At 59.0% G+C, this 21037-nt stretch carries 19 protein-coding genes; 8 read left to right on the top strand and 11 right to left on the bottom strand.

Features of this window, described 5'->3' with window-relative positions:
* The first annotated feature begins 171 nt into the window (after positions 1–171).
* From ACQUTG_RS10960 to ACQUTG_RS10935, 6 genes are all read left to right on the top strand, one after another.
* Positions 172–987 (top strand): ABC transporter ATP-binding protein, encoded by an 816-nt coding sequence (locus ACQUTG_RS10960; protein ID WP_428919436.1) that lies wholly within the window; start codon positions 172–174, stop codon positions 985–987.
* Complete coding sequence (locus ACQUTG_RS10955; RefSeq protein WP_428919435.1) at positions 987–1865, top strand: branched-chain amino acid ABC transporter permease; 879 nt, start codon at positions 987–989, stop codon at positions 1863–1865. The genes ACQUTG_RS10960 and ACQUTG_RS10955 overlap by 1 nt, the downstream gene beginning before the upstream one ends.
* A gap of 1 nt (position 1866) precedes the next feature.
* Entirely contained in the window at positions 1867–2910 is a 1044-nt protein-coding gene (locus ACQUTG_RS10950; RefSeq protein WP_428919434.1) for a branched-chain amino acid ABC transporter permease, read from the top strand.
* A gap of 71 nt (positions 2911–2981) precedes the next feature.
* Positions 2982–4190 (top strand): ABC transporter substrate-binding protein, encoded by a 1209-nt coding sequence (locus ACQUTG_RS10945; RefSeq protein ID WP_428919433.1) that lies wholly within the window; start codon positions 2982–2984, stop codon positions 4188–4190.
* 8 nt (positions 4191–4198) lie between these two features.
* The gene (locus ACQUTG_RS10940) at positions 4199–5008 is read left to right on the top strand and encodes an ABC transporter ATP-binding protein (protein WP_428919432.1); all 810 of its coding nucleotides are present in this window, start codon (positions 4199–4201) and stop codon (positions 5006–5008) included.
* Positions 5005–6822, top strand: a complete 1818-nt coding sequence (locus tag ACQUTG_RS10935; RefSeq protein ID WP_428919431.1) for an AMP-dependent synthetase/ligase — start codon at positions 5005–5007, stop codon at positions 6820–6822. The genes ACQUTG_RS10940 and ACQUTG_RS10935 overlap by 4 nt, the downstream gene beginning before the upstream one ends.
* Positions 6823–6829: 7 nt before the next feature.
* On the opposite strand, the gene ACQUTG_RS10930 is transcribed toward ACQUTG_RS10935, so the two are convergent.
* The gene (locus ACQUTG_RS10930; RefSeq protein WP_428919430.1) at positions 6830–9604 is read right to left on the bottom strand and encodes a mechanosensitive ion channel domain-containing protein; all 2775 of its coding nucleotides are present in this window, start codon (positions 9602–9604) and stop codon (positions 6830–6832) included.
* A 127-nt stretch (positions 9605–9731) separates the two neighbouring features.
* Positions 9732–10019, bottom strand: a complete 288-nt coding sequence (locus tag ACQUTG_RS10925) for a YebG family protein (protein WP_428919429.1) — start codon at positions 10017–10019, stop codon at positions 9732–9734.
* Positions 10020–10248: 229 nt separating this feature from the next.
* Here ACQUTG_RS10925 and ACQUTG_RS10920 point away from each other — a divergent pair, with 229 nt between their 5' ends.
* Positions 10249–11499 (top strand): ABC transporter substrate-binding protein, encoded by a 1251-nt coding sequence (locus ACQUTG_RS10920; protein ID WP_428919428.1) that lies wholly within the window; start codon positions 10249–10251, stop codon positions 11497–11499.
* 62 nt (positions 11500–11561) lie between these two features.
* Here ACQUTG_RS10920 and ACQUTG_RS10915 read toward each other — a convergent pair whose 3' ends face one another.
* From ACQUTG_RS10915 to ACQUTG_RS10875, 9 genes are all read right to left on the bottom strand, one after another.
* Positions 11562–11801 carry a sulfurtransferase TusA family protein gene (locus ACQUTG_RS10915; protein WP_428919427.1) on the bottom strand — a complete coding sequence of 80 codons (240 nt, stop codon included), beginning with the start codon at positions 11799–11801 and terminating at the stop codon, positions 11562–11564.
* Entirely contained in the window at positions 11794–11919 is a 126-nt protein-coding gene (locus ACQUTG_RS10910; protein ID WP_428919858.1) for a hypothetical protein, read from the bottom strand. Before ACQUTG_RS10910 ends, ACQUTG_RS10915 begins: the two co-directional genes overlap by 8 nt.
* Positions 11916–13088, bottom strand: coding sequence for a formate dehydrogenase subunit gamma (locus ACQUTG_RS10905; RefSeq protein ID WP_428919426.1), 1173 nt, complete (start codon positions 13086–13088; stop codon positions 11916–11918). The genes ACQUTG_RS10910 and ACQUTG_RS10905 overlap by 4 nt, the downstream gene beginning before the upstream one ends.
* Positions 13089–13173: 85 nt before the next feature.
* Entirely contained in the window at positions 13174–13782 is a 609-nt protein-coding gene (gene fdh3B / locus ACQUTG_RS10900) for a formate dehydrogenase FDH3 subunit beta (protein ID WP_343814161.1), read from the bottom strand.
* A gap of 15 nt (positions 13783–13797) precedes the next feature.
* A complete protein-coding gene (locus ACQUTG_RS10895) occupies positions 13798–16683 on the bottom strand; it encodes a formate dehydrogenase subunit alpha (protein ID WP_428919425.1) in 2886 nt (961 codons plus the stop codon).
* 87 nt (positions 16684–16770) lie between these two features.
* On the bottom strand, positions 16771–16962 hold the full coding sequence (locus ACQUTG_RS10890; protein WP_410329688.1) for a twin-arginine translocation signal domain-containing protein: 192 nt from the start codon (positions 16960–16962) through the stop codon (positions 16771–16773).
* Positions 16963–17003: 41 nt separating this feature from the next.
* Positions 17004–17615, bottom strand: a complete 612-nt coding sequence (locus tag ACQUTG_RS10885; protein WP_428919424.1) for a TorD/DmsD family molecular chaperone — start codon at positions 17613–17615, stop codon at positions 17004–17006.
* A 104-nt stretch (positions 17616–17719) separates the two neighbouring features.
* Positions 17720–18343 carry a DUF3306 domain-containing protein gene (locus ACQUTG_RS10880; RefSeq protein ID WP_428919423.1) on the bottom strand — a complete coding sequence of 208 codons (624 nt, stop codon included), beginning with the start codon at positions 18341–18343 and terminating at the stop codon, positions 17720–17722.
* Positions 18343–18921 carry a DUF3305 domain-containing protein gene (locus ACQUTG_RS10875; RefSeq protein ID WP_428919422.1) on the bottom strand — a complete coding sequence of 193 codons (579 nt, stop codon included), beginning with the start codon at positions 18919–18921 and terminating at the stop codon, positions 18343–18345. Before ACQUTG_RS10875 ends, ACQUTG_RS10880 begins: the two co-directional genes overlap by 1 nt.
* A gap of 135 nt (positions 18922–19056) precedes the next feature.
* Between ACQUTG_RS10875 and ACQUTG_RS10870 the strand changes: the two genes are divergently transcribed.
* Complete coding sequence (locus ACQUTG_RS10870) at positions 19057–21036, top strand: 4Fe-4S dicluster domain-containing protein (protein WP_428919421.1); 1980 nt, start codon at positions 19057–19059, stop codon at positions 21034–21036.
* The last annotated feature ends 1 nt before the right edge of the window (position 21037 follow it).

Here is a 21037-nt window from a genome sequence, read left to right as displayed (position 1 = left end):
ATAGAAGCATTTGGCTAATGTTGCCTTGATGGACTACTTTAAGTCTGTGCCCGGGCTGACCCCGGTAACCAGAAAAAACAACAATTACAATCATCTTCAGGCGTGATCAGGGTAGGAGCGGCGCGTGTATACGTGCGTCGTTGCCCGGCGCCAGGGGTGCCGGGAGGTAAAGTGAGCATCCTCGAGATCAGTAACCTGTCTCTGTCCTTTGGCGGTGTGAAGGCTCTTCAGGACGTCAGCTTCCGGGTGCCCGAGAACACCGTCACCACAATTATCGGTCCGAACGGTGCCGGCAAAACGTCGCTGTTCAACTGCATTTCCGGTTTCTACAAGCCCCAGCAGGGCAACATCCGCTACGAAGGGCGGGAGCTTTCCAGTGGCATCAAGCCGCCGAAACGGGCCGCGCTGGGCCTGGCCCGAACCTTCCAGAACATCGCCCTGTTCCGCGGCATGACCGTGCTCGACAACATCAAGCTCGGTGCCCATGTGCACATGAACAGTGGGCTGCTGGGGTCCATGTTCTATTTCGGCGCAGCCCGCCGCGAAGAAATGGACGTGCGTCGGGAAGTGGAGCACCGGATTATCGACTTCCTGGAGATCGACCATATCCGGCGCCAGCCGGTGGCCAGCCTGTCCTACGGTTTGCAGAAGCGAGTCGAGTTGGCCCGGGCGCTAGCCATGCGCCCGAAGGTGCTGATGCTGGACGAGCCGGTAGCGGGCATGAACCGGGAAGAGAAGGAAGACATGGCCCGCTTCATCCTGGATATCCGGGAAGAGTGGGGTGTGACCGTGCTGATGGTGGAGCACGACATGGGCATGGTGATGGACATCTCCGACCACATTGCCGTGCTCAACTTCGGACAGGTCATCACCGAAGGCGAGCCGGAAGATGTCCAGAAAAATCCGGAGGTTATCAAGGCCTACCTGGGCAACAGTGACATCGACAGCCTGCGCAAGAAACTCAATCCGGAAGGGGAGGCCGCCTGATGGATTGGTTGTTTTTTGGTGAAATCAGTCTGGCCGGTCTGGCCATGGGCGGGTTGTATGCCCTGATCGCCCTGGGTTTCGTGATGATCTACAAGGCGACCCGGGTGATCAACTTCGCCATCGGCGAAATAATGATGTTCGCCGCCTATCTGTTCCTGGCGTTTGCCGGTGGTATGGAAATGTCGGCATGGATCGCGCTGCCCCTGGCGGTGATCGGCGGCAGTATCCTGGGCGGGGTGATCGAGAAGACCATGATCCGTCCGATGCTGGGGGAGTCCCCGATTTCGGTGGTGATGGTGACTATTGGTATCGCCAGCATCCTGGTGGGGCTGGTGGAGTTCATCTGGACCGCCGACCCGCAGTTGTTGCCCAACTTCCTGCCCCGGGAGCCGGTGTTCATCGGCCCGCTTTACCTGGCCCCGAAAATCGCCTACGGCTTTTTGATCGGTTCCGCCCTGTTGATCATCTACCTGCTGTATTTCCGCTTCTCCCGCGGTGGCGTGGCTTTGCGGGCCACCGCCTCGGACCAGGCCGCGGCCTATTCCATGGGCATCAACGTGCGCCGGGTGTTCAACCTGGCCTGGGTATTCGGCTCACTCGCCGCCTCCCTGGCCGGTGTGCTGGTGGCCGCCACCGGGGGGCTTAGCCCGCAGTTCGGGATTATCGGCCTGAGTGTGCTGGTGGTGGTGATTGTCGGTGGCCTGGACAGCATCCTCGGTGCCCTGGTGGCCGGCGTGTTCATTGGTTGGTTGGAAACCGTGGCCGGGGCCTACCTCGGTGGCGAGTACCGGATGCCGGCGACATTTGTGGTGCTGGCGATAATCCTGGTGATACGGCCCTATGGCCTGTTCGGTACCCACGAAATAGAGCGAGTATAAGATGCGCATCGGTGACGCAAAACAGACCTACGAAGCCGATGAGGCGATCTGGACCAGTAACACCCAGAAATTCTGGTTCGGGCTGTTAATGCTGATTCTGCTTTTGTTCCCGTTCATGGCCGACTCCTACCTGCTTTACCTCGGTTGCCTGGTGGGCATAGCCGTGATCAGCACCACCGGCCTGAATATCCTGACCGGCTTTACCGGCCTGATTTCCCTGGGGCAGGCGGGCTTCATGGGTGTGGGCGCCTACACCGTGGCCTGGCTCTCCCTCAACACCGGCCTGCCGTTTCCGGTGGCGCTGCTGTTGGCGGGGCTGGTGGCCGCCGCCGTGGGGATTCTGGTGGGCCTGCCCTCGCTGCGGGTCAAGGGGCTGTACCTGGCCATCGCTACCCTGGCGGCGAGCGTGTTCCTGCATTTCATCTTTGCCGAGTGGGAATCGGTCACTGGCGGTATGGGTGGGCTGAGCCTGGAGCCGGCCCAACTGTTCGGTCTGACCTTCCAGAGCGATTTCCGGATGTATTTCATCATCGTACCGCTGGCGGTGGTGATGGTGTTCGCGGCCCGCAATGTGTTGCGGACCCGGGTTGGCCGGGCCTTCATTGCCATCCGGGACCGGGATATTTCCGCCGAGATCCTGGGTATTAACCTTCTGCGCTACAAACTGATGTCCTTTGCGCTCAGCTCCTTTTATGCCGGTGTCGCCGGCGGGCTGTTCGCCTATTTCTATCGGGTAGTGACCCCGGAGAGTTTCCCTCTCTCCATGTCGATCTTCTACCTGGCGGCGGTGATCGTGGGCGGCATGGGTAACCTGCTGGGGGGCATCCTCGGTGCGGCTTTCATGACCCTGGTGCCGGAAGCCCTGAAATTGCTGACGGCGGCCCTGACACCGTTCTATCCCAATGCGCCCGTCTTCATGTCGCCGATGCTGGAAATCATCTTCGGTGCCTTGATTGTGGGCTTTCTGATTTTCGAACCCCATGGCCTGGCGGAGATCTGGCATCGCATCCGCCGGTTTTTCCGGCTGTGGCCATTCCGGAATTAATCGTGTTTCAACGAGTCTTTCTCCGAGAGACCGTGCAACAGCAACAATAAGAAGCAGCAAGGAGACGAAACATGTTCAGAAACATTCTCAAGAAAGGACGCAAGCTCGCCGGGCTTGGTGGCCTGGTTGCCGCGTTAACCATAGCCGCCCCAGCCATGGCTCAGGACAAGGAACCCATTGTGTTCGGTGGCTCGATCCCGCTCTCGGGTGTGTTCGCCTTTGCCGGCATCCACCTGCATGCGGGGCTCACGGACTACACCGACTGGATCAACAGCCAGGGCGGCATCAATGGCCATCCGGTTAAGTACGTGATGGAAGACACCGCTTACGAGGTGGACCGTTCGGTGGCGGCTTTCAAGAAAATTTCCGGTAGCAGTTCACCCGCCACCTATTACGGTGACAGCACCGGTTTCATGAAGGCCATCGCTTCGGAGCTCAACAGCATGGGGACCACGCTGATGAGCGGTGCCTCTTTTGCCACCGCGCTGACCGATAACGAGCAATACCCCTACCAGTTCATCCCCGGCCCCAATTACAGCCAGATGTTCGGCATCATTCTGGAGTACATCGCTTCCCAGGGTGAGGGGGGCGACATGCCGACCGTTGCTTTCGTCTACAGCGATACCGAATTCGGCAAGGATCCCATCGAAAATGGCAAGGCCCGGGCCGCCGAACTGGGTATTGAAGTGGTCGAGGAGATCGTCACCAAGCCCGGCAGTGTGGACGTGTCCGCCGAGGTCCTGAAACTGCGCCGGGTGCGTCCGGATTACGTGGTGTTCCACGGCTACGTGCTGTCGCCGATCAACGAATTCATGGTGCAGATGCGACAGATGGGCCTGGATACCCAGTTTATGGGTACCTTCTGGTCCTCGGACAAGCTGATCATCGACAAGATGGGCGCGGACGCCGATGGTTACATGGGGGTGATGCCGTACAACTATTACGACAGTGAAGAAACCGGACCGATGCTCGATGCACTCAGGGCCCAGGCCGAGAAGAGTGACCCCGACGCCGGATACCGACCCACCGGTTACATCCAGGGCTGGTTCAACGCCATGGTCTGGACGGAGGTGATCAAGCGCACCCTGGATGCCGACAAGGAGCTCAACGCGGAAAACATGGCGGAGGCTCTGGCTTCCATCGAGGACTGGGACACCGGCGGAATCATCGGCATTCCGGTCACGGTGAAGGATATGTCGTTCCCGGTTGGCCGGATCTGGCGAGTCAATGCAGAGAAGGGCCGTTACGAGCCGGTGTCAGACTGGATTCACCTCGACTGAGGGGCCGTATGGAAGCCTTACTGGAAATCGACAACATCGAGGTGGTCTACAACAAGGCGGTGCAGGTCCTGCGGGGCCTGTCTCTGCGGGTCCCGAAGGGCGCCATTGTGGCGCTCCTCGGCTCCAACGGCGCTGGCAAGTCCACTACACTGAAAAGCGTTTCCGGCCTTTTGTCCCTGGAAGACGGCGAAGTAACGGCGGGTGAAGTTCGCTTTCGGGGCCAGGACGTGAAGGGCGTACCGCCGGAGAAACTGGTGCGTAACGGCCTGTTCCACGTCATGGAGGGAAGGCGGGTGTTCGAGGACCTGACGGTGGAGGAGAATCTGATTGCCGCCACCTATGCGCTTTCCGGTCGAAGACCGTCCCTGAGTGACAGCTACGAGCTGGTCTACAATTATTTCCCCCGCCTCAAGGAACGGCGCAAGCAGTTGGCCGGTTATCTTTCCGGTGGTGAACAGCAGATGCTGGCCCTGGGCCGGGCACTGATTGCCCAGCCGGATCTGATCATGCTCGACGAACCCTCGCTGGGGTTGGCACCGCTGCTGGTAGAAGAAATCTTCACCATCGTTGCCCGGATCAACCGGGAACAGGGCACCGCCATCCTGCTGGTGGAACAGAACGCAGCCGTTTCACTGGCGATCGCTTCCTATGGCTACATCATGGAAAACGGAAAGATCGTGATTGATGGGCCGACGGAAAAGCTCACCGCAAACGAGGATGTTCAGGAGTTCTACCTCGGGGTGGGCGGCGCCGAAGGTGAAACCCGCAGTTACCGGGATATCAAGCATTACAAACGTCGTAAGCGGTGGCTCTCATGACAACACCGGCAGTGCCTGAACTCACCCTTCCACAGATGTTGCGGGCCCATGCCCGGGACCGGGCCGATCACCTGGCATTGCGCCAGAAGGATTTCGGCATCTGGCAGGCCTATACCTGGCAGGACTACTACCAGCGCGCCTGTCACTTCGGACTGGGGCTGCGAGCCTTGGGATTGTCCGAGGGTGGTCACGTGGCCATCATCTCGGAAAACCGGGTGGAATGGGTGATTGCCCAGATGGGCATCGGCGTGGTGAACGGCATCTGTGTCGGTGTCTACCCCACCAGCCCCTGGAATGAAGTGGCCTACGTGCTGGAGCACAGCGATGCCGAAGTCGTGGTGTGCGAGGACCAGGAACAGACCGACAAGGTGATCGAGGCCTGGGGGCAGCTGCCTCACCTGCAGCATTGCGTCACCATTGATATGAAAGGTCTACGCAATTATCCCGCGCCGCCCACGGCCTTTGAGGCGGTGGAAGCCTTGGGCCGCGAGTACGAGCAGCAACATCCGGACCTGATTGAGCGTATGCTCGCGAGTCAGACCATGGACGATACCGCACTGATGATCTACACGTCCGGCTCCACCGGACGGCCCAAGGGCGCCATGATCAGCTGGGGCAACCTGCACGCGGCGGGGCCGGGGCTGATCGAGCTGCTGGGTGTCGACCGGCACGCGTCCAGCCTGTCCTACTTGCCCCTTTGCCACGTGGCCGAGCAGGCACTGACCAACATTGCGCCGGTGTACGTGGGCAGCACGGTGAGTTTCGGGGAGAGTCTGCGAACCGTGCAGGAGGACCTCCGGGAAATTGCCCCGAGCTTTTTCCTGGGCGTACCCAGAATCTGGGAGAAGCTGCACTCGGCTATCTACATCAAGATCCAGGAGACCGGGCGCATGCGCCAGGCCCTGTTCAATTGGGCGATGCGGGTCTGCGAGCCGATGGCCACCAAGACGCGGGCGCAATGGACCCTGAAGGAAAGACTGGTCTACGGGCTCAGCTACTGGCTGATCTTCCGGGCGCTGCAGAACTACATCGGCCTGCGCCGCTGCCACATCGCCCTGACCGGGGCAGCGCCCATCTCCACCGGCATCCTGTCGTTCTTCCGTACCATCGGCATTCCCCTGGTGGAGGTCTACGGCCAGACGGAGAGTACTGGCGTTGCCACTGCCCAGCCCCTGGACGATATCCGGCTCGGTACCGTCGGCGTGGCAATCAGGGGTGTCGAGGTCGAGCTGGGGGAGCAGGACGAAATCCTCATGCGCGGCGGCAGCATGTTCAAGGGGTATTACAAGAATGATGAGGCTACCGCTTCGACCCTGAAAGACGGTTGGCTCCACACCGGCGATGTGGGCGAGTGGCGCGACGGCCAGCTGAGGATCGTCGACCGTCTGAAAGACATCATGATCACCGCCGGGGGCAAGAACCTCTCGCCTACCGAGATCGAGAACACCATCAAGGCCAGTCCCTACATCAAGGAGTGCATCGTGGTCGGGGAGGCCCGCAAGTATGTCTCGGCCCTGATCCAGATCGACTTCGAGACCGTGGCCAAGTGGGCGGAGCAGGAGCGGATTCCCTACACCACCTTCCGCAGCCTGGCCGAGCACGAGCAGGTCAATGACCTGATTCGCGCCGAAATCGGGAAGGGTAATGACCAGCTGCCCCAGGTGGCGCAGATCAAGCGCTTCCACCTGCTGACCAAAGAACTGGATCACGACGACGATGAAGTAACGGCCACCATGAAGGTGCGGCGCAGCAACATCTACGAAAAGTACATTGATGTCATTGAGTCACTGTACGCCGCAGATTCCGCTCAGTAGCTGTCACTCAGGTACTGGTCCCGACCTTATCATCGCGCGTGTCGCTGGGGGTATCCGGGAATGAAGCAGTCGCGGTGCGGATGTGAATGTCCCGTTGCGGGAAAGGAATCTGGATCCCCGCCTCCCGCAGCGAGCGGGTTATGGTCGCGTGCAGCTCGTGAGACAGGGGCATGATGTCGTTAATGTCCCGCACGAACACGCGGATCTCGAAGTTCACGCTGCTGTCGCCAAGGCCGACGCAGAATACCGCCGGTGCCGGATCGTTCACCACGCGTTCGTTGTCGGTGGCAATCCGGAACAGCAGCTCCTGAACCTTGTCCACGTCGGAACCGTAGGCGACGCCCACCCGGACGATGACCCGGGTGATGGCGTCGGTCAGAGTCCAGTTGGTCAGGTCCTGGGTGACAAAGGTCTTGTTGGGAATGATCTGTTCCTTGCGATCCCAGTCCACCAGGGTGGTCGCCCGGATGCGGATCCGGGAGACGGTGCCGGTGATGCCACCAATGGAGACGGTATCACCGACCCGGATTGGCCGCTCGAACAACAGGATCAGGCCCGAAACGAAGTTGGCCACGATTTCCTGCAGGCCAAAGCCCAGGCCCACCCCCAGGGCCGCTACCAGCCACTGCAGTTTCGACCACTGCAATCCCAGCACCCCGAGCGCGGCGATGATGCCGATAAAGACAATGATGTAGGTGGCCATGGTGGTGATGGCGTAACCCACACCCGGTTCCAGGCGCAGCCGGCTCAGGAACATCACTTCCAGGGTGCCCGGGAGGTTGCGCGCGGCCAGTACGGTGCCCGCCCCGACCGCAAACGCGAGCATCAGGTCACCCAGGTTGATGGGTACCGGAGCTTCACCTTCGACGCCGGTGTCGATGCTCCAGAGGGTGATGGCCTCAAAGATGCCCAGGGCCGGAAACACATCGTCCCACAGCATCCAGAGGCCGATGCCGGCGACCACCAGGGACAGGGTGCGGAGCAGGGTTTCGCTCTGCTGGCTGATGGCATTCATATCCTGCCGGGGCGATTCGTAGCTTGCCGGCATGGCCTCGCCCGTGGATTCCGCAGCTTCACGGGCTTCGGCCAGCTTGCGTTCGGCCTCGCGCTCTTCGAGCTGGCGTACCAGGGCCATGCGCCGTTCCCGGACGGTCAGCCCCCGTAAGCCGAGATAGTGCAGCAGGATGACAAAGGCGAGCCAGCAGATACTGATGAACATCAGGCTTTCAAGGCGCACGGCACTGTAGTGGTAGCCCCAGGCCGAGAGCACGGCCAGCAAGGGCGGTACTGCGACGGCTATGATATGCAGGAACTTCAGGGCCCGTCGACTCGGTTGATCCCGGCGTACGGCGGACATGAACAGGTGGGCAAACCAGGCCAGTGCCAGCGAGGCGATGGCAAAGAGTGCACGGCCCAGGCTATCACTGTAGGCCGACCCCTCGGGTATGGCCATGGTCGGCATGATGATCACGATTGGTGTCAGTATCCACAACAGAAGTGGAATCTGTTTGCGAAGGGCCTGGAGGGTGTTGGGATTCCACTGGAAGTGTTGCTCACCCAGACCATCGGGATAGGCAACGGTATAGACGCTCCGTAACAGCAGCATAATGAACGCGGCGTTGGACAAACCCCGGGACAATGCATGAAGGAATTCGTCGCCCTCGTCCAGCAGCAGTGAGGCAATGCCCAGGGCGATCACGGCGGGCAGGGCTCGTAACAGGCTGAGCAGGCTGGCGTAGAGTGTCAGGTTCCAGTGGTCCTTGCCGACGTCACCCACATCCGCTCCGCAGTCGGCCAGGGTCTGTCGGAAAGCCTTCCGCCGGGCGGACAGGAAGATCAGCAGAGCCGCGAGCAGGATGATTTCTGGCCAGTGTTCGTCAAGAGAGGTCTTGACCCCATCCCGTAGTGAGGACCATTCCAGGCCCGAAACCAGCCACCGGACACCTTCGAAAAACTTCCCGAAGGTATCCAGACCCATGGCGTCGGTGCTTGGCAGCCAGAACAGGCGCTGCTGAAGCAGCTCCTTGTAGGACTCCAGTCGGTCCTGCAGCTCGGCGACGGTGTTGTAATATTCGTTCAGCACTTCGATGTGCTCGGTGACCACACCGTGTAATTGTCGGAGCAGCTGCGACCGCCGGACTTCCAGCTGGCCCCGGATGTCGTCCGTGGGATTGATCACCGCCTCGAATTCCTCAAGGCGCAGTTGTTCTTCCCGGGCTGCGGAGAGTTGGGCGGTAATCCCCTGGGTAAGGCCGGCGGCAATGGTCTGGCTGCGCAGCCGTTCCAGTCGCTGGCGCAGCAGGTTGGCGTAATCATCGGTGAGGTTCAGCCCGGCCCGTTCCAGCCTCAGCTGGAAACTTTCGTATTCATTATCCAGGCGCTTGAGCAAAGACCCCGCAAACTCCAGCCGTTCCTGGCTGGTACCCAGTGCCTTTTGGCGGGTATTGAGAGCTTCTTCGAGTTTCTGGATCTGTTGGCGGATATCCTCGGTCTCGGGTGCAGGCAGCTGACTTTCCAGCGGCTCTTCCAGCGCCTCGATTTCCGGTTTCACCGGGGTGGGGGAGGGTTCCGGTTCCTTCTTGTCTTCTTCGGTCCCCTTCCCATCGTCCGCCTTATCCTCGCCGTTCGCGTTCTCCTCCTCTTGCACCGGAGGCTGCTGTTCGGTCTGGGTCTGTACCGGAGGCAGCAGGTCGTCCAGGGCCGCAGTCATCTGTTGGGCGGCAACCCCGCTGGTCCAGAAGGCCAGAGTGCAGAGCAACAGGAGAAGAAAGCGAATATTCATGAATGAAAAGAGATCCCGCACGAGTTTCCGATAGTGTAGCCAGAATACCGGGTGGGGAGGGAGAATAACGGCGTTACGGTCGTGTAAATGGCCGACCGGCAACGCCGCATGATATGGCGGTGGGGGCTTACTCGCCGGTTTCCCCGGCGGCTTCTGCATTCAGCAATTGCGGCTTCTTCAGGGCCTTCTGGAACAGGTCCTTCTCTTCGGCAATGGCCATGGCGCATTGTTCCGCCAGTTCCTCGCCCAGCCCCTCGACTTTGCGCTCCAGGAACATCTGGATGTTCTCGGCCAGTTCCAGGATCTTGTCGCGGGCATCCGCCTCGGCTTTGGATTGAAAAAGCATCGTGTCGGGATTCTTCAGCGCCATTTCCAGGCCATCCTTATCCGAGTAGTAGAGTGCTTGTACTGCCATGAGGTTTCCTCGCAGTCTTTGGGTCTGTATGTTTGTACAGTGTTGGATGGTACACGAGTGTGGAGGGATTTAGGAGTCGAATAGACACGCTTGAGCGAAGTCAAGGCTCCGGGGATACAGTCAGTAACGAAAAATACCGCTCTTTTTACATTGAACGTCCGTTCAGTTTTTGAAATGCGGGTATAGTTCCGACACCAAAAAATACAAGACAGATCAGAGGACTGTATCAATGAAAAGGAGAGCAACCCTGCTCGCGGGCTTGATCCTGTGTATTGCCAGTTTCCCGTTGATGGCGGAGACGATACGGCTGGGTTTCAATTATCCGGAATCCGGGCGTTACAAGAACCTCGGCTTGCAGCAAAGGCTCGCAGCCTTCCTCGCAATGAATGAAATCAATGAGGCTGGCGGTATCCTCGGCAGAGAGGTTGAGCTGGTCATTCGCAATACGGCCGGTGAGCCCGAAAGGGGCGCTGCTAATACGGAAGAGCTCATCCGCGAGGAGAACGTGGACATGGTCTTCGGAGGCGCCTCCAGTGCTGTGACCATTGCCTCGGGCAAGGTGGCAAAGAAACTGGGCCGCCTGTATTTCGGAACCACTACCTCGGCCAACGCCACCACCGGCAGCGAAGGCCACGATCACATGTTTCGTGAGTACCCAAACGCCTGGATGACCGCGAACGCACTCGGTCACTACCTGACCGAAAACTTTGGTGATGCCAATTATTTCTACGTGACTGCGGATTACACCTGGGGCCATTCCTCGGAGGCATCGCTTCGGGCGTTCACCAATACCACCGACACCGAGAAGCATCGTCATGCCCTGACACCTTTCCCGAGAGCACTCATCCGGGATTTCAGAAAGGCTTTGGAAGCTGCGGAAGCGAGCAACGCGGAGGTGGTGGTGCTGGTTCTGTACGGCGACGACCTGGTTCGGGCTCTGCAGGTAGCCTATGAAATGGGCCTGAAGGACAAGGTCCAGATCGTGCTGCCCAACGTCACGCTGGGCATCGCCCAGGCTGTCGGTGCCACCATCCTGGAAGGGGTTATTTCCACAACCCCCTGGGAGTGGATGATTCCTTACCAGCTCGACTTCCCCCGTGGCCAGGAATTTGTCGAAGCGTTTACGCAAGAGTACGGGGTAAGGCCCACTTCAACCGCAGCTACCGCCTATGGCATTGTCTACGAGTACAAGTCTGCTGTTGAACGTGCCGGCACCACCGACACCCAGGCGCTGATCAAGGCCCTGGAAGGTCATGAGTACACCCTGCTCAAGGACCGTCAGCAGTGGCGAGCGTTCGATCACCAGAATCTGCAGACCGTCTACGTGGTGCGCAGTAAGCCCCGGAATCAGGTCCTGAGCGACGAACTGCGCAGTGATTTTTTTGAAGTTGTCGGTTCGCTTGAGGGAGGAGAAGCCGCGCAGACACTGGAGCAGTGGCAGGCTGAGCGGGCTGCGGCTGGCAAACCGCCATATTTGTGAGAGGGATTGGATCCAGCTGACACTTTAGCAGTGCCCCGGTAGAGACGGGGCGCTTTTGCAGCCTACGCCAAACAGATCCGATAGCGGAGAACGCCCGCCTCCTCTTCCCGAATCCATTCAATCCGGTGACCGGTTATCTCACAAAGCGCCTGCATGTCCTTGCGGCCACTGGGGTCATCGGCCAGGAACTCGACCGACGTCCCGCTGGGCAAGCCCTGGGTGCGTTTCTTGAAACGCAGAATCGGGAGAGGGCACACCAGACCGACAGCATCGATCTGGTATACCTCGGACTGATCAGTCAAGACGCACGCTCTCACTGCTGGCCAGTTCGGCTGAGGACCAGCCGAACTGGTTAATAATGACCGGAGCGAGCGAGGCAATGATCAATGCTGCGACAAATGCGGAAATCATAACCTTCACGATGATCCTCCTTTGCCTTGTTTGTCTTCGACCTCGGCCACCCAGAGATCGTGGTGCTGGCGTGCCCACTCCAGATCCACCTGACCGTTGCCCATGGCATCGAACGCACCTTCCATGCCGACCGAGCCGATGTAGATGTGTGCGATGATGGCCACCATCATCACGAATGCCACAATCGAGTGCCAGATGTTGGCATATTGCATCTCTTCATGCGGTGCCAGGTCAGTCGGGAGACTGGTGCCGAGGACGCTGTTGATGACACCGAAGGTGTCGGCAAACATGGGAAGTTGGAATGGAAACAGCAGCGACAGCCCGGAAAGGGAGACGGAGACGCCCAACACCATCACGGTCCAGAAGATGATTTTCTGACCGGCGTTGAATTTTTTCGCGGAGGGGTGGCTCTTGGTAAAGATACCTCCCCCTGCCTTCAGCCACTGCCAATCCAGCTTATTGGGAATGTTGTGTGCAACCCACATGACAAACGTCATGACCAGGCCGAGCATAAACGCCCAGGCAACATTGTTGTGGAGCCACTTGGAACCGGTAGCGAGGATGGAAAAAGCGTCGAGCCCAATCACGGGAATCAGGAAGCTGCGCCCCATCAAGGTGATCAGTCCCGTGAGACCGAGTACGATAAACGAGCCGGCGAGCAACCAGTGACCAAAGCGCTCGATGGCCTTGAACCGTTCAATAGTCGTGCCTGCAGGGCCGCCATCGATCATGATTCTGCCGCGAACAAAGTAGAACACCGCAAGCAGTACGATGATGCCCAACAGGGCACTGCCGCCGTAGGTGATGACCGGACCTTCCCGCAACTTGTACCAGGCAATACCTTCATCCTGAATCATAACGACATTGGCGGGGCCGGGGGACTGAACGGTGGGGTCAATCTTGTTATAGCGAATAGAGCGCCAGACGTCGGCATCAGAGCGGCCGCCCAAGGTGCCCAGCGGGGCACTGATCGGTGCTGCGTCGGCAGGATTGCCCAGATTTTCGGACCGAAAGGACTCGTCGACCTTCAGCTGTTCCTGGCGGCGCAGGATATCTTCAAGAGTCTGGGCTCCCCCGGTCGCTGTTCGGTCAGCCGTCGGCGTTTCTTGCGCCCAGACAGGATTCAGCATCAGTGTCGCCAGCACGAAGACGGCGGCACCCAATAGTTTTGATTTCATTTAAGCACTCCAACGGAATCAACAAGAAGAATTCGTTGCTTCAATGAATGCCGGGGTCCGAAGACCCCGGAACACTCAGGCCAGCTTATGCACCCTTCTTCTCGTAGGCTGTGCCCCATCCCCAGGCGCCGGAACCGAAGCCACGGTTCACCACACGCTGGCGATAGATGTCCGCCACCTCGTTGCCGTCACCGGCCAACAGGGCTTTGGTTGAGCACATCTCCGCACAGAGTGGCAATTTGCCCTCTGCAATACGGTTGCGTCCGTACTTGGAGAACTCGGCTGTGGAGTTGTCTTCCTCGGGACCGCCAGCACAGAACGTGCATTTGTCCATCTTGCCCCGGCTGCCAAAGTTACCCGCCTGGGGGAACTGGGGCGCGCCGAAGGGGCAAGCGTAGAAGCAGTAGCCACAACCGATACACAGATCCTTGGAGTGCAACACGATGCCGTCTTCGGTCTGGTAGAAGCAATCCACCGGGCAGACGGCCATACAGGGCGCGTCTGAACAGTGCATGCAGGCTACCGAAATCGAACGCTCGCCCGGTGTGCCATCTTCGATGGTCACCACGCGGCGACGGTTGATACCCCAGGGGACCTCATGTTCGTTTTTACAGGCCGTTACGCAGGCATTACATTCGATGCAGCGCTCGGCGTCGCAAAGGAATTTTGCGCGTGCTTGTCCTTCAAGTGCCATGGTCTACACCTCTCGTTATGCCGGCATGATCGAACACAGGGTGGCCTTGGTCTCTTGCATCTGCGTGACCGAGTCATACCCGTATGTTTGAACAACGTTAGTGGATTCGCCCAGGACAATTGGATCCGCGCCCTCGGGATACTTGTCTCTCAGGCTCTTACCTTCCAGCTCTCCACCGAAGTGGAACGGCATGAAGGCGACGCCCTCGCCCACACGTTCGGTCACCATGGCCTTGACCTTGATACGCCCGCCCTCCGGGCCGGAAACCCACACGTCATTGCCGTCACGGATGTTCAGGTTGTTGGCATCGCGCGGATTCACCTCGATGAACATCTCCTGCTGCAGTTCCGCCAGCCAGGGGTTCGAACGCGTCTCGTCACCGCCACCTTCGTACTCGACCAGACGGCCGGAGGTCAGAATGATGGGGAACTCCTTGCTGAAGTCATTCTTCTGAATAGACTCGTACAGGGTCGGCACACGCCAGAAGGTCTTGTCCTCGTAAGTCGGGTAGTCTTTGACCAGGTCCCGACGCGTGGTGTAGAGCGGCTCACGATGCAGCGGCACCGGGTCCGGGAAGTTCCAGACCACAGCTCGGGCTTTGGCGTTACCAAAGGGTGCACACTCGTGCTTGATGGCGACACGCTGGATACCCCCTGACAGATCGGTCTTCCAGTTGGTCTCCGGGCCTGCAACCGCATCAATGCTGGCACGTTCCTCGGCCGTCAGGTCGCCATCCCAGCCCAGATCCATCAACATCTGCATGGTGAACTCTGGATAGCCGTCCTTGATCTCCGAACCTTTTGAGTAAACACCTTCAGCAAGCAGGTTTTCGCCATTGCGCTCGACACCGAAACGGGCTCGGAAGGTGAGACCGCCCTTGGACACCGGCAACGACATGTCGTACAGGTTGGGTGTTCCCGGGTGGTTCATTTCCGCTGTTCCCCAGGAGGGCCATGGCAGACCATAGATATCGCCATCGCAGGGGCCACCGTTTGCTCGAAGAGTGGTCTTGTCGAAGTGGTGCTGATACTTCATGTGTTTCTTCAGACGCTCAGGCGATTGACCGGTGTAGCCGATGGTCCACATGCCACGGTTGAACTCGCGCGTGATGTCCTCAATCGACGGCTCGTCGCCTTCAATAGCAATGTTGCGGAACATGCGATCGGTGAAACCGAATTTGTCCGCAAACAGCTTCATGATTTCGTGGTCGACCTTGGAGTCGAACAGTGGCTCGATGACCTTTTCACGCCACTGGAGTGAACGGTTTGAAGCCGTAACCGAGCCATAGGTCTCGAACTGGGTGGTTGTTGGAAGCAGGTAAGCACCTTCTTTACGATCGTGCAGTACCGCCGACACGGTCGGGAAGGGATCCACCACGACCAGCAGGTCCAGCTTTTCCATGGCCTCCTTCATCTCGAGCATCCGGGTCTGCGAGTTGGGCGCGTGGCCCCACAGAACCATGGCCCGGGTGTTGTCGGGCTGTTCCAGGTTCTCCTTGGCTTCCAGAACGCCATCGATCCAGCGGGATACGGGAATGCCCTTCTCATTCATCATGGCTTTGGTTTTGCCGTTCTTGTCCCACATGGCAAACCGGCCTTTCAGCCAATCAGGGTCTTCTTCCCAGACCCGCGCCCAATGGGCCCAGGCACCTGCGCTCAGGCCATAGTAGCCGGGCAGGGTATCGGCCAGAACCCCCAGATCAGTGGCACCTTGCACATTATCGTGACCGCGGAAGATGTTGGTGCCGCCGCCGGAAACGCCCATGTTGCCCAATGCCAGCTGCAGAATGCAGTAGGCGCGGGTGTTGTTGTTACCGTTGGTGTGCTGTGTGCCGCCCATGCACCAGATAACCGTGCCCGGGCGGTTGTTGACCAGGGTACGGGCAACGCGCTCGAGCTGCTTTCCTGGCGCACCGGTAACCCGCTCGACTTCTTCGGGATCCCAGCGTTTTACCTCTTCGCGAATCTCATCCATTCCCCAGACCCGGGTACGGATAAACTCCTTGTCTTCCCAGCCGTTCTCGAAGATGTGCCAGAGAATGCCCCAGACCAGCGCAACGTCTGAACCCGGCCGGAAACGCACAAACTCGTCCGCGTGAGCGGCGGTGCGGGTGAAACGCGGATCACAAACGATGAGCGGCGCGTTGTTTTCTTCCTTGGCTTTCAGGATGTGTAGCAGCGACACCGGGTGCGCTTCGGCGGGGTTGCCCCCGATCAGGAAGATCGCCTTGGAGTTGTGGATGTCGTTGTACGAGTTGGTCATCGCACCGTAGCCCCAGGTGTTGGCTACGCCAGCCACGGTTGTCGAGTGACAGATCCGGGCCTGGTGGTCGACGTTGTTGGTGCCCCAGTAGGCAGCAAATTTGCGGAACAGATACGCTTGTTCGTTGTTGAACTTGGCACTGCCCAACCAGTAGACCGAATCGGGACCGCTCTCATCGCGGATTTGCAGCATCTTGTCGCCGATTTCGTTGATCGCCTGATCCCAGGGGATCTTCTGCCACTGGCCGTCGACCATTTTCATGGGAGACTTGAGACGACGCTCGCCGTGGGCGTGCTCGCGCACCGAAGCGCCTTTGGCACAGTGAGCGCCCATATTGAACGGGCTGTCCCAGCCCGGCTCCTGCCCAATCCAGGTGCCATTCTGGACTTCCGCCTCCACCGTGCAGCCAACCGAGCAGTGGGTACACACGGACTTTTTGCGAACGATTTCCCCGCCTTCGGTCGAAGGGGTCGCAGCTTCAACCCGTCCCGACGTCAGCGACAAAGCCGCCAGGCCGCCCACTGTCACACCGGAGGCCGCCAAAAAACCACGACGGTCCATAGTTCTGGCAGCGAGGGATGAAAGCAAAGATCCCGCACGGGGGCCTTTCGCTACCCCGTTGGTCTTCTTCCGTAACATGTCACTTACCTCTCTCTTTTTGTTCTCGTTTTTATGGAGGTGTGATCATTCAAGAGCATCACGCAACCTTGAATGATTCACGCTTCCTTAAAAGCGAGCCGATTCGAAATACTTACGTGTGTGCTCCGTGTCACGCAGACCGCGGCTTTTCGGAGCGTCTTTTTTGACGACCTCGGCTGCGGCGTTCGGTGCAACTGCCATTGCTACGGCAGCCGGAGCTGCAGCAGCTGCCATTTGCAGGAAACGGCGCCGGCTGTTTTCACGCTTCGGATTGTCCATCGGACTCCTCCACCTGGATTAAGGGATCAACAGGATCCCGGTTATTGAATTGCAAAGGCATCTGCCTCCACGGCCATGAAAGCCCGACCCAACGAGCCCACAGGAGCGTAGAAGACCGCGCTTTGCGCTTTCTCCAAATCGGTAAAAAATAATTCCGCCCACTTTGCCATGTGCGCGTCAAAAAAGGCTTTTTGTGACGGCAAGTCGCTATCGCATTCGAACTCGCCGGTAATGATGCCCGCCATGATTTCACACAGCGTGCTGATATGATCTTCCGGTTCCTTGACGTTCTCGCTGGCTTTGATGCCCCGGGCCATCAGATCGGTACGCAATTCCGCAAGGGGTTTCTCGTTCAGGAATCCAGTCAGGTAATAACTGGCGTACGGCAGCAGTTCACCACGGCCGAGTCCCACGAAAAGATTGTTGAACTCCCGCTCGGCGTCATGGGGTGAGGTGCGTTCGGCAAGAGCGGCCAGATTCCTGTAGGCGGAGCCCAGGGGGCTGTCGTCACCCTCCAGAGATGCCAGTCCTTCGAGCAGCTCGCCAGTAGGCGGGCCACCCAGCAGGACAGCCAGTAACTGGTAGATTTGAGCCCGGGCACGATCTTCTTCAGTGATGGAGCGAGGGCATTGCAGTTCAGCGGTGCTAGCCAAAACTTTGATCCTTGGAATTGTTGTTCGACTTTTGAACAGTTAATTTTAAGTTATAGTCCCAACCAGTGCTGGGCGCAACAGTGCTTCCGTATCCAGATGCGACACTAGGATTCAAAGCGCATTCTCGGTCGATAGCGCGGCTCCGGTTCTGCCCCGGCTTCGGTAGAGGCAGATTCCACAGGGTGGGGCGCCGTTGACGGTTCGTCCGGGGTTGCCGGCTCCGGTTCACTATCGGCGCCGGCAAGAGCAGACTGTTCTGAGTCAGGAGCGATAACATCCGGGGAATCGGCCCGATTCTCGATCTGAGCCTTGTCCTGTTCTTCACCGCGGGCCTTTTTTTCCATAAGCCCCTGACCCACTTTGTACAGGGTGTTCACGCTTTTTTTTGCAAAAGCAGCATCCGTGTAATCTTCGTCGTAGTCATTGAGGCCATCCAGCACCGCCAACACGGGGTTGCTTTTCCAGAGCGCGCGCAGGGCCTTACGGCGTAACAGCTCAGGAATCTCCTTTCGCATGAATCCTGTAACGTCCGCGCCCAACTCGATGGTATCCGGATCTGGAAGGCCGTACTTCTCCAGCACCTCCCGTTCCGGCAAGGTTTCATTAACGGCGAGTTCCCGCTCTTCGGGCGAGGGGGCGGACTCATTACCCGGAGCAGGGACTGGCTCGGCCTGTTTACGACCTTCGGATTTCCTGCGTGACCAACGCTGTAGACGTGACTCTGTCATCACTGCAACCTTGGTTTCTTGATGTTGGAAGGGGCACGGTAGACGTCGGTTTCCTGGCGAATGCGCGGATCGCCCTTGCCGTCCTCGACAGCGTCAACACGGACCTCGTCACGACGGCGTTTCTTGAAAGGCTCTTCGATGTAGTGCATGTCGATAAATTCCTTGATCCAGGCCGCCAGGGACTCGGGAATCGGAACAGGTTCGACGATGCTCTCACCACTGTCCAGAGAATCCAGCGCCTCATGAGCACTGGCGGTAATGGCACTGACCATCCATCCCGACGGAGACTGACCGGTCTGATCCTTATCCATGACAACCCAGACAGAGGGTACGGTCATATTGAGGGATACAAGGTAACCTTCTACATCGGCGCGGAATAATTCCATGGTCACGGTGCCCGCGTGGTAATCGACCACCTCGCCCTCGCGGACCATCTCCTTCCAGAATGCCTCCGGGGCGCCCGGTATAACGGCCACAGGCTTCCAGACGTTCTTAGCCCACCGGGTAACGCCGGGTGAGCGGCGAACGACGGCGCCAACCTGCAATTCGCGTTTCCAGTTATCGGTTCGACTACTCATGGCATTTCTCTTTTTGTTATAGCTTAAAGCTAGCAGGACCCAAACGATTATCCAATTGTCTAAAAGTAAATGGCTGTGGCATGCTCGAAGCAAGAGAGTGATACGTATAACAACAACGAAAGAGTCAAATTCCTGATGACGGCATCCAAGACCCTACTGTTATGCACCTGCGATAAAACACAGTCCTTTGATTCCAAGGCGCTGCAGACGGCTGCGGCAGCTGAGCAGGTGATCGTGGTGGATCAACTGTGCGGCAAGGATATGAAGACCGCTGCCGAACATCTGAGTGGCGGTAGCGATGTGCTCATTGCCTGTGGTCAGCAGGCCGCCCTGTTCGAACGTTTGGGCGAGGATATCCAGGCTGAAATCCGGCACTCCGCGCCCCTGAGTACCATCGACATCCGGGATCGTGCGGGCTGGAGCGCGCCGCACGCAGACCCGAAACGCCTGCATGCCAAGCAGGCAGCCCTCATGGCCGCCGCCCAGTTACCGGCACCCACGGCGCCCGTGAAAACCATTCAATCCAGCGGCGTGTGTTGCATTGTCGGCCCCACCGACCAGGCCATCCGGATGGCCGAGCTGGTTCAGGACGAGCTGGGCGTTACCTGCATCGTCACTGATTCCGGGCCAATACAGCTGCCTTCTGCGGCGTATGATGTGGCGAAGGGGAAATTGACCCGTGCTTACGGTGCACTGGGTAATTTCAAACTGGAGTTCTCCGGGTTGCAGATGCTGAACCCTGCTGGACGCGGCGAACCCGGTTATGGTGAAGCGAAAGCCACCGCCCGCAGTGAATGTGACATCTTTATCGACTTGCGAGGCGTTGGACCCGCGTTCCCCAGTCACGAGAAACGCAATGGCTACTTCTGGGCAGATCCGGCCAAAACCGGTGAACTGGAGCGCATCGCCCTGACCGCAAGAGAGCGGGTTGGCGAGTTCGAGAAGACCGTGTACTTCCGGCTGGAAGAGTCCCTGTGCGCACATTCCCGAGCCAATCAACCGGGTTGCACCCGTTGCCTGGACGTTTGCTGCACCGAGGCAATTTTTTCGGACGGTGACCACATCCAGATCGACTCGGATATCTGTGCTGGTTGCGGGTCTTGCGCGGCGGTTTGCCCGACCTCAGCGGTCACCATGAACGAGACCTCTTTCGAAGCCATCACACGAAACATCGAGGTCATGGCCCGGGTCTATCGCGAGCATGCGAATGAAGCCCCGCGACTGGTATTTCACACGTTAGGCGCCGGGGCTGAGGCCATTGCCTACCTGGCCCGGTATGACGATGGGCTGGCGGACGATCTGATTCCGCTGGGGCTGGAGCATGTGGACCGGATCGGCCATGCCGAGATCATGGCAGCATTCGGAGCTGGCTACGCGGAAGTTCTCATCCTGGCGGACAACGAGATCGACCGCCGGGCAGTCACTGCAGAAGTCGAGTTGGCTCAAGCCATGCTCAAGGGCACCCGGAACTCCCCCAGCCGGGTCCGGGTTATCGAGGCTATCGAACTGTGCGCCGCTGGCGACAATGCCGGGCGGGTGAGTGAACCGGTTCTGCTGGTGGGCGGTCGCCGCGACATCACGCGGGTCACCGCCACTGCGATGGCGGACAGCATCGAGGCGCCGATTCCACTGCCAACTGGCGCACCTTACGGCGCGATCGAGATCGATTCCGACAAATGCACACTCTGTCTGGCCTGCGTGTCGCTGTGTCCCACCGGTGCCCTCGGCGACCATCCGGACCGGCCGGAGGTTCAGTTCACGGAAAACGCCTGCGTCCAGTGCGGCATCTGCCAGAGTACCTGCCCCGAAACGGCTATCACCCTGATGCCTCAGATGGACCTGTCGAAAGACGCGCTGAGTGCCCGGGCACTGCATGGCGAGGAACCGTTCGAATGCATTCAATGTGGCAAGCCGTTTGGTGTCGCCAGCACCATTAACCGGATTGTTGAAAAGCTGGAGAACCAGCACTGGATGTACACCAAATCTGATAATGTCCAGCTGATCAAGATGTGTGACGACTGTCGGGTCAAAGCCCAGTACCACGGGGATAACGCGCCCATGGCAGGGGGCGAACGTCCGCGGGTCCGCACCAGTGACGACTATCGGGACAACTGAA

This window comes from Marinobacter sp. DUT-1 (assembly GCF_050379415.1).
Lineage (GTDB): Bacteria > Pseudomonadota > Gammaproteobacteria > Pseudomonadales > Oleiphilaceae > Marinobacter.
This window is presented reverse-complemented; position numbering and strand designations above follow the sequence as displayed.

Bases quoted from the DNA above. Each gene is read 5' to 3' on its own strand.
- ACQUTG_RS10945 (WP_428919433.1), top strand. From the start codon at position 2,982: ATGTTCAGAAACATTCTCAAGAAAGGACGCAAGCTCGCCGGGCTTGGT.
- ACQUTG_RS10890 (WP_410329688.1), bottom strand. From the start codon at position 16,962: ATGGACAATCCGAAGCGTGAAAACAGCCGGCGCCGTTTCCTGCAAATG.
- ACQUTG_RS10920 (WP_428919428.1), top strand. From the start codon at position 10,249: ATGAAAAGGAGAGCAACCCTGCTCGCGGGCTTGATCCTGTGTATTGCC.
- ACQUTG_RS10950 (WP_428919434.1), top strand. From the start codon at position 1,867: ATGCGCATCGGTGACGCAAAACAGACCTACGAAGCCGATGAGGCGATC.
- ACQUTG_RS10935 (WP_428919431.1), top strand. From the start codon at position 5,005: ATGACAACACCGGCAGTGCCTGAACTCACCCTTCCACAGATGTTGCGG.
- ACQUTG_RS10895 (WP_428919425.1), bottom strand. From the start codon at position 16,683: ATGTTACGGAAGAAGACCAACGGGGTAGCGAAAGGCCCCCGTGCGGGA.
- ACQUTG_RS10870 (WP_428919421.1), top strand. From the start codon at position 19,057: ATGACGGCATCCAAGACCCTACTGTTATGCACCTGCGATAAAACACAG.
- ACQUTG_RS10875 (WP_428919422.1), bottom strand. From the start codon at position 18,921: ATGAGTAGTCGAACCGATAACTGGAAACGCGAATTGCAGGTTGGCGCC.
- ACQUTG_RS10955 (WP_428919435.1), top strand. From the start codon at position 987: ATGGATTGGTTGTTTTTTGGTGAAATCAGTCTGGCCGGTCTGGCCATG.
- ACQUTG_RS10925 (WP_428919429.1), bottom strand. From the start codon at position 10,019: ATGGCAGTACAAGCACTCTACTACTCGGATAAGGATGGCCTGGAAATG.
- ACQUTG_RS10940 (WP_428919432.1), top strand. From the start codon at position 4,199: ATGGAAGCCTTACTGGAAATCGACAACATCGAGGTGGTCTACAACAAG.
- ACQUTG_RS10880 (WP_428919423.1), bottom strand. From the start codon at position 18,343: ATGACAGAGTCACGTCTACAGCGTTGGTCACGCAGGAAATCCGAAGGT.
- ACQUTG_RS10930 (WP_428919430.1), bottom strand. From the start codon at position 9,604: ATGAATATTCGCTTTCTTCTCCTGTTGCTCTGCACTCTGGCCTTCTGG.
- ACQUTG_RS10905 (WP_428919426.1), bottom strand. From the start codon at position 13,088: ATGAAATCAAAACTATTGGGTGCCGCCGTCTTCGTGCTGGCGACACTG.
- fdh3B (WP_343814161.1), bottom strand. From the start codon at position 13,782: ATGGCACTTGAAGGACAAGCACGCGCAAAATTCCTTTGCGACGCCGAG.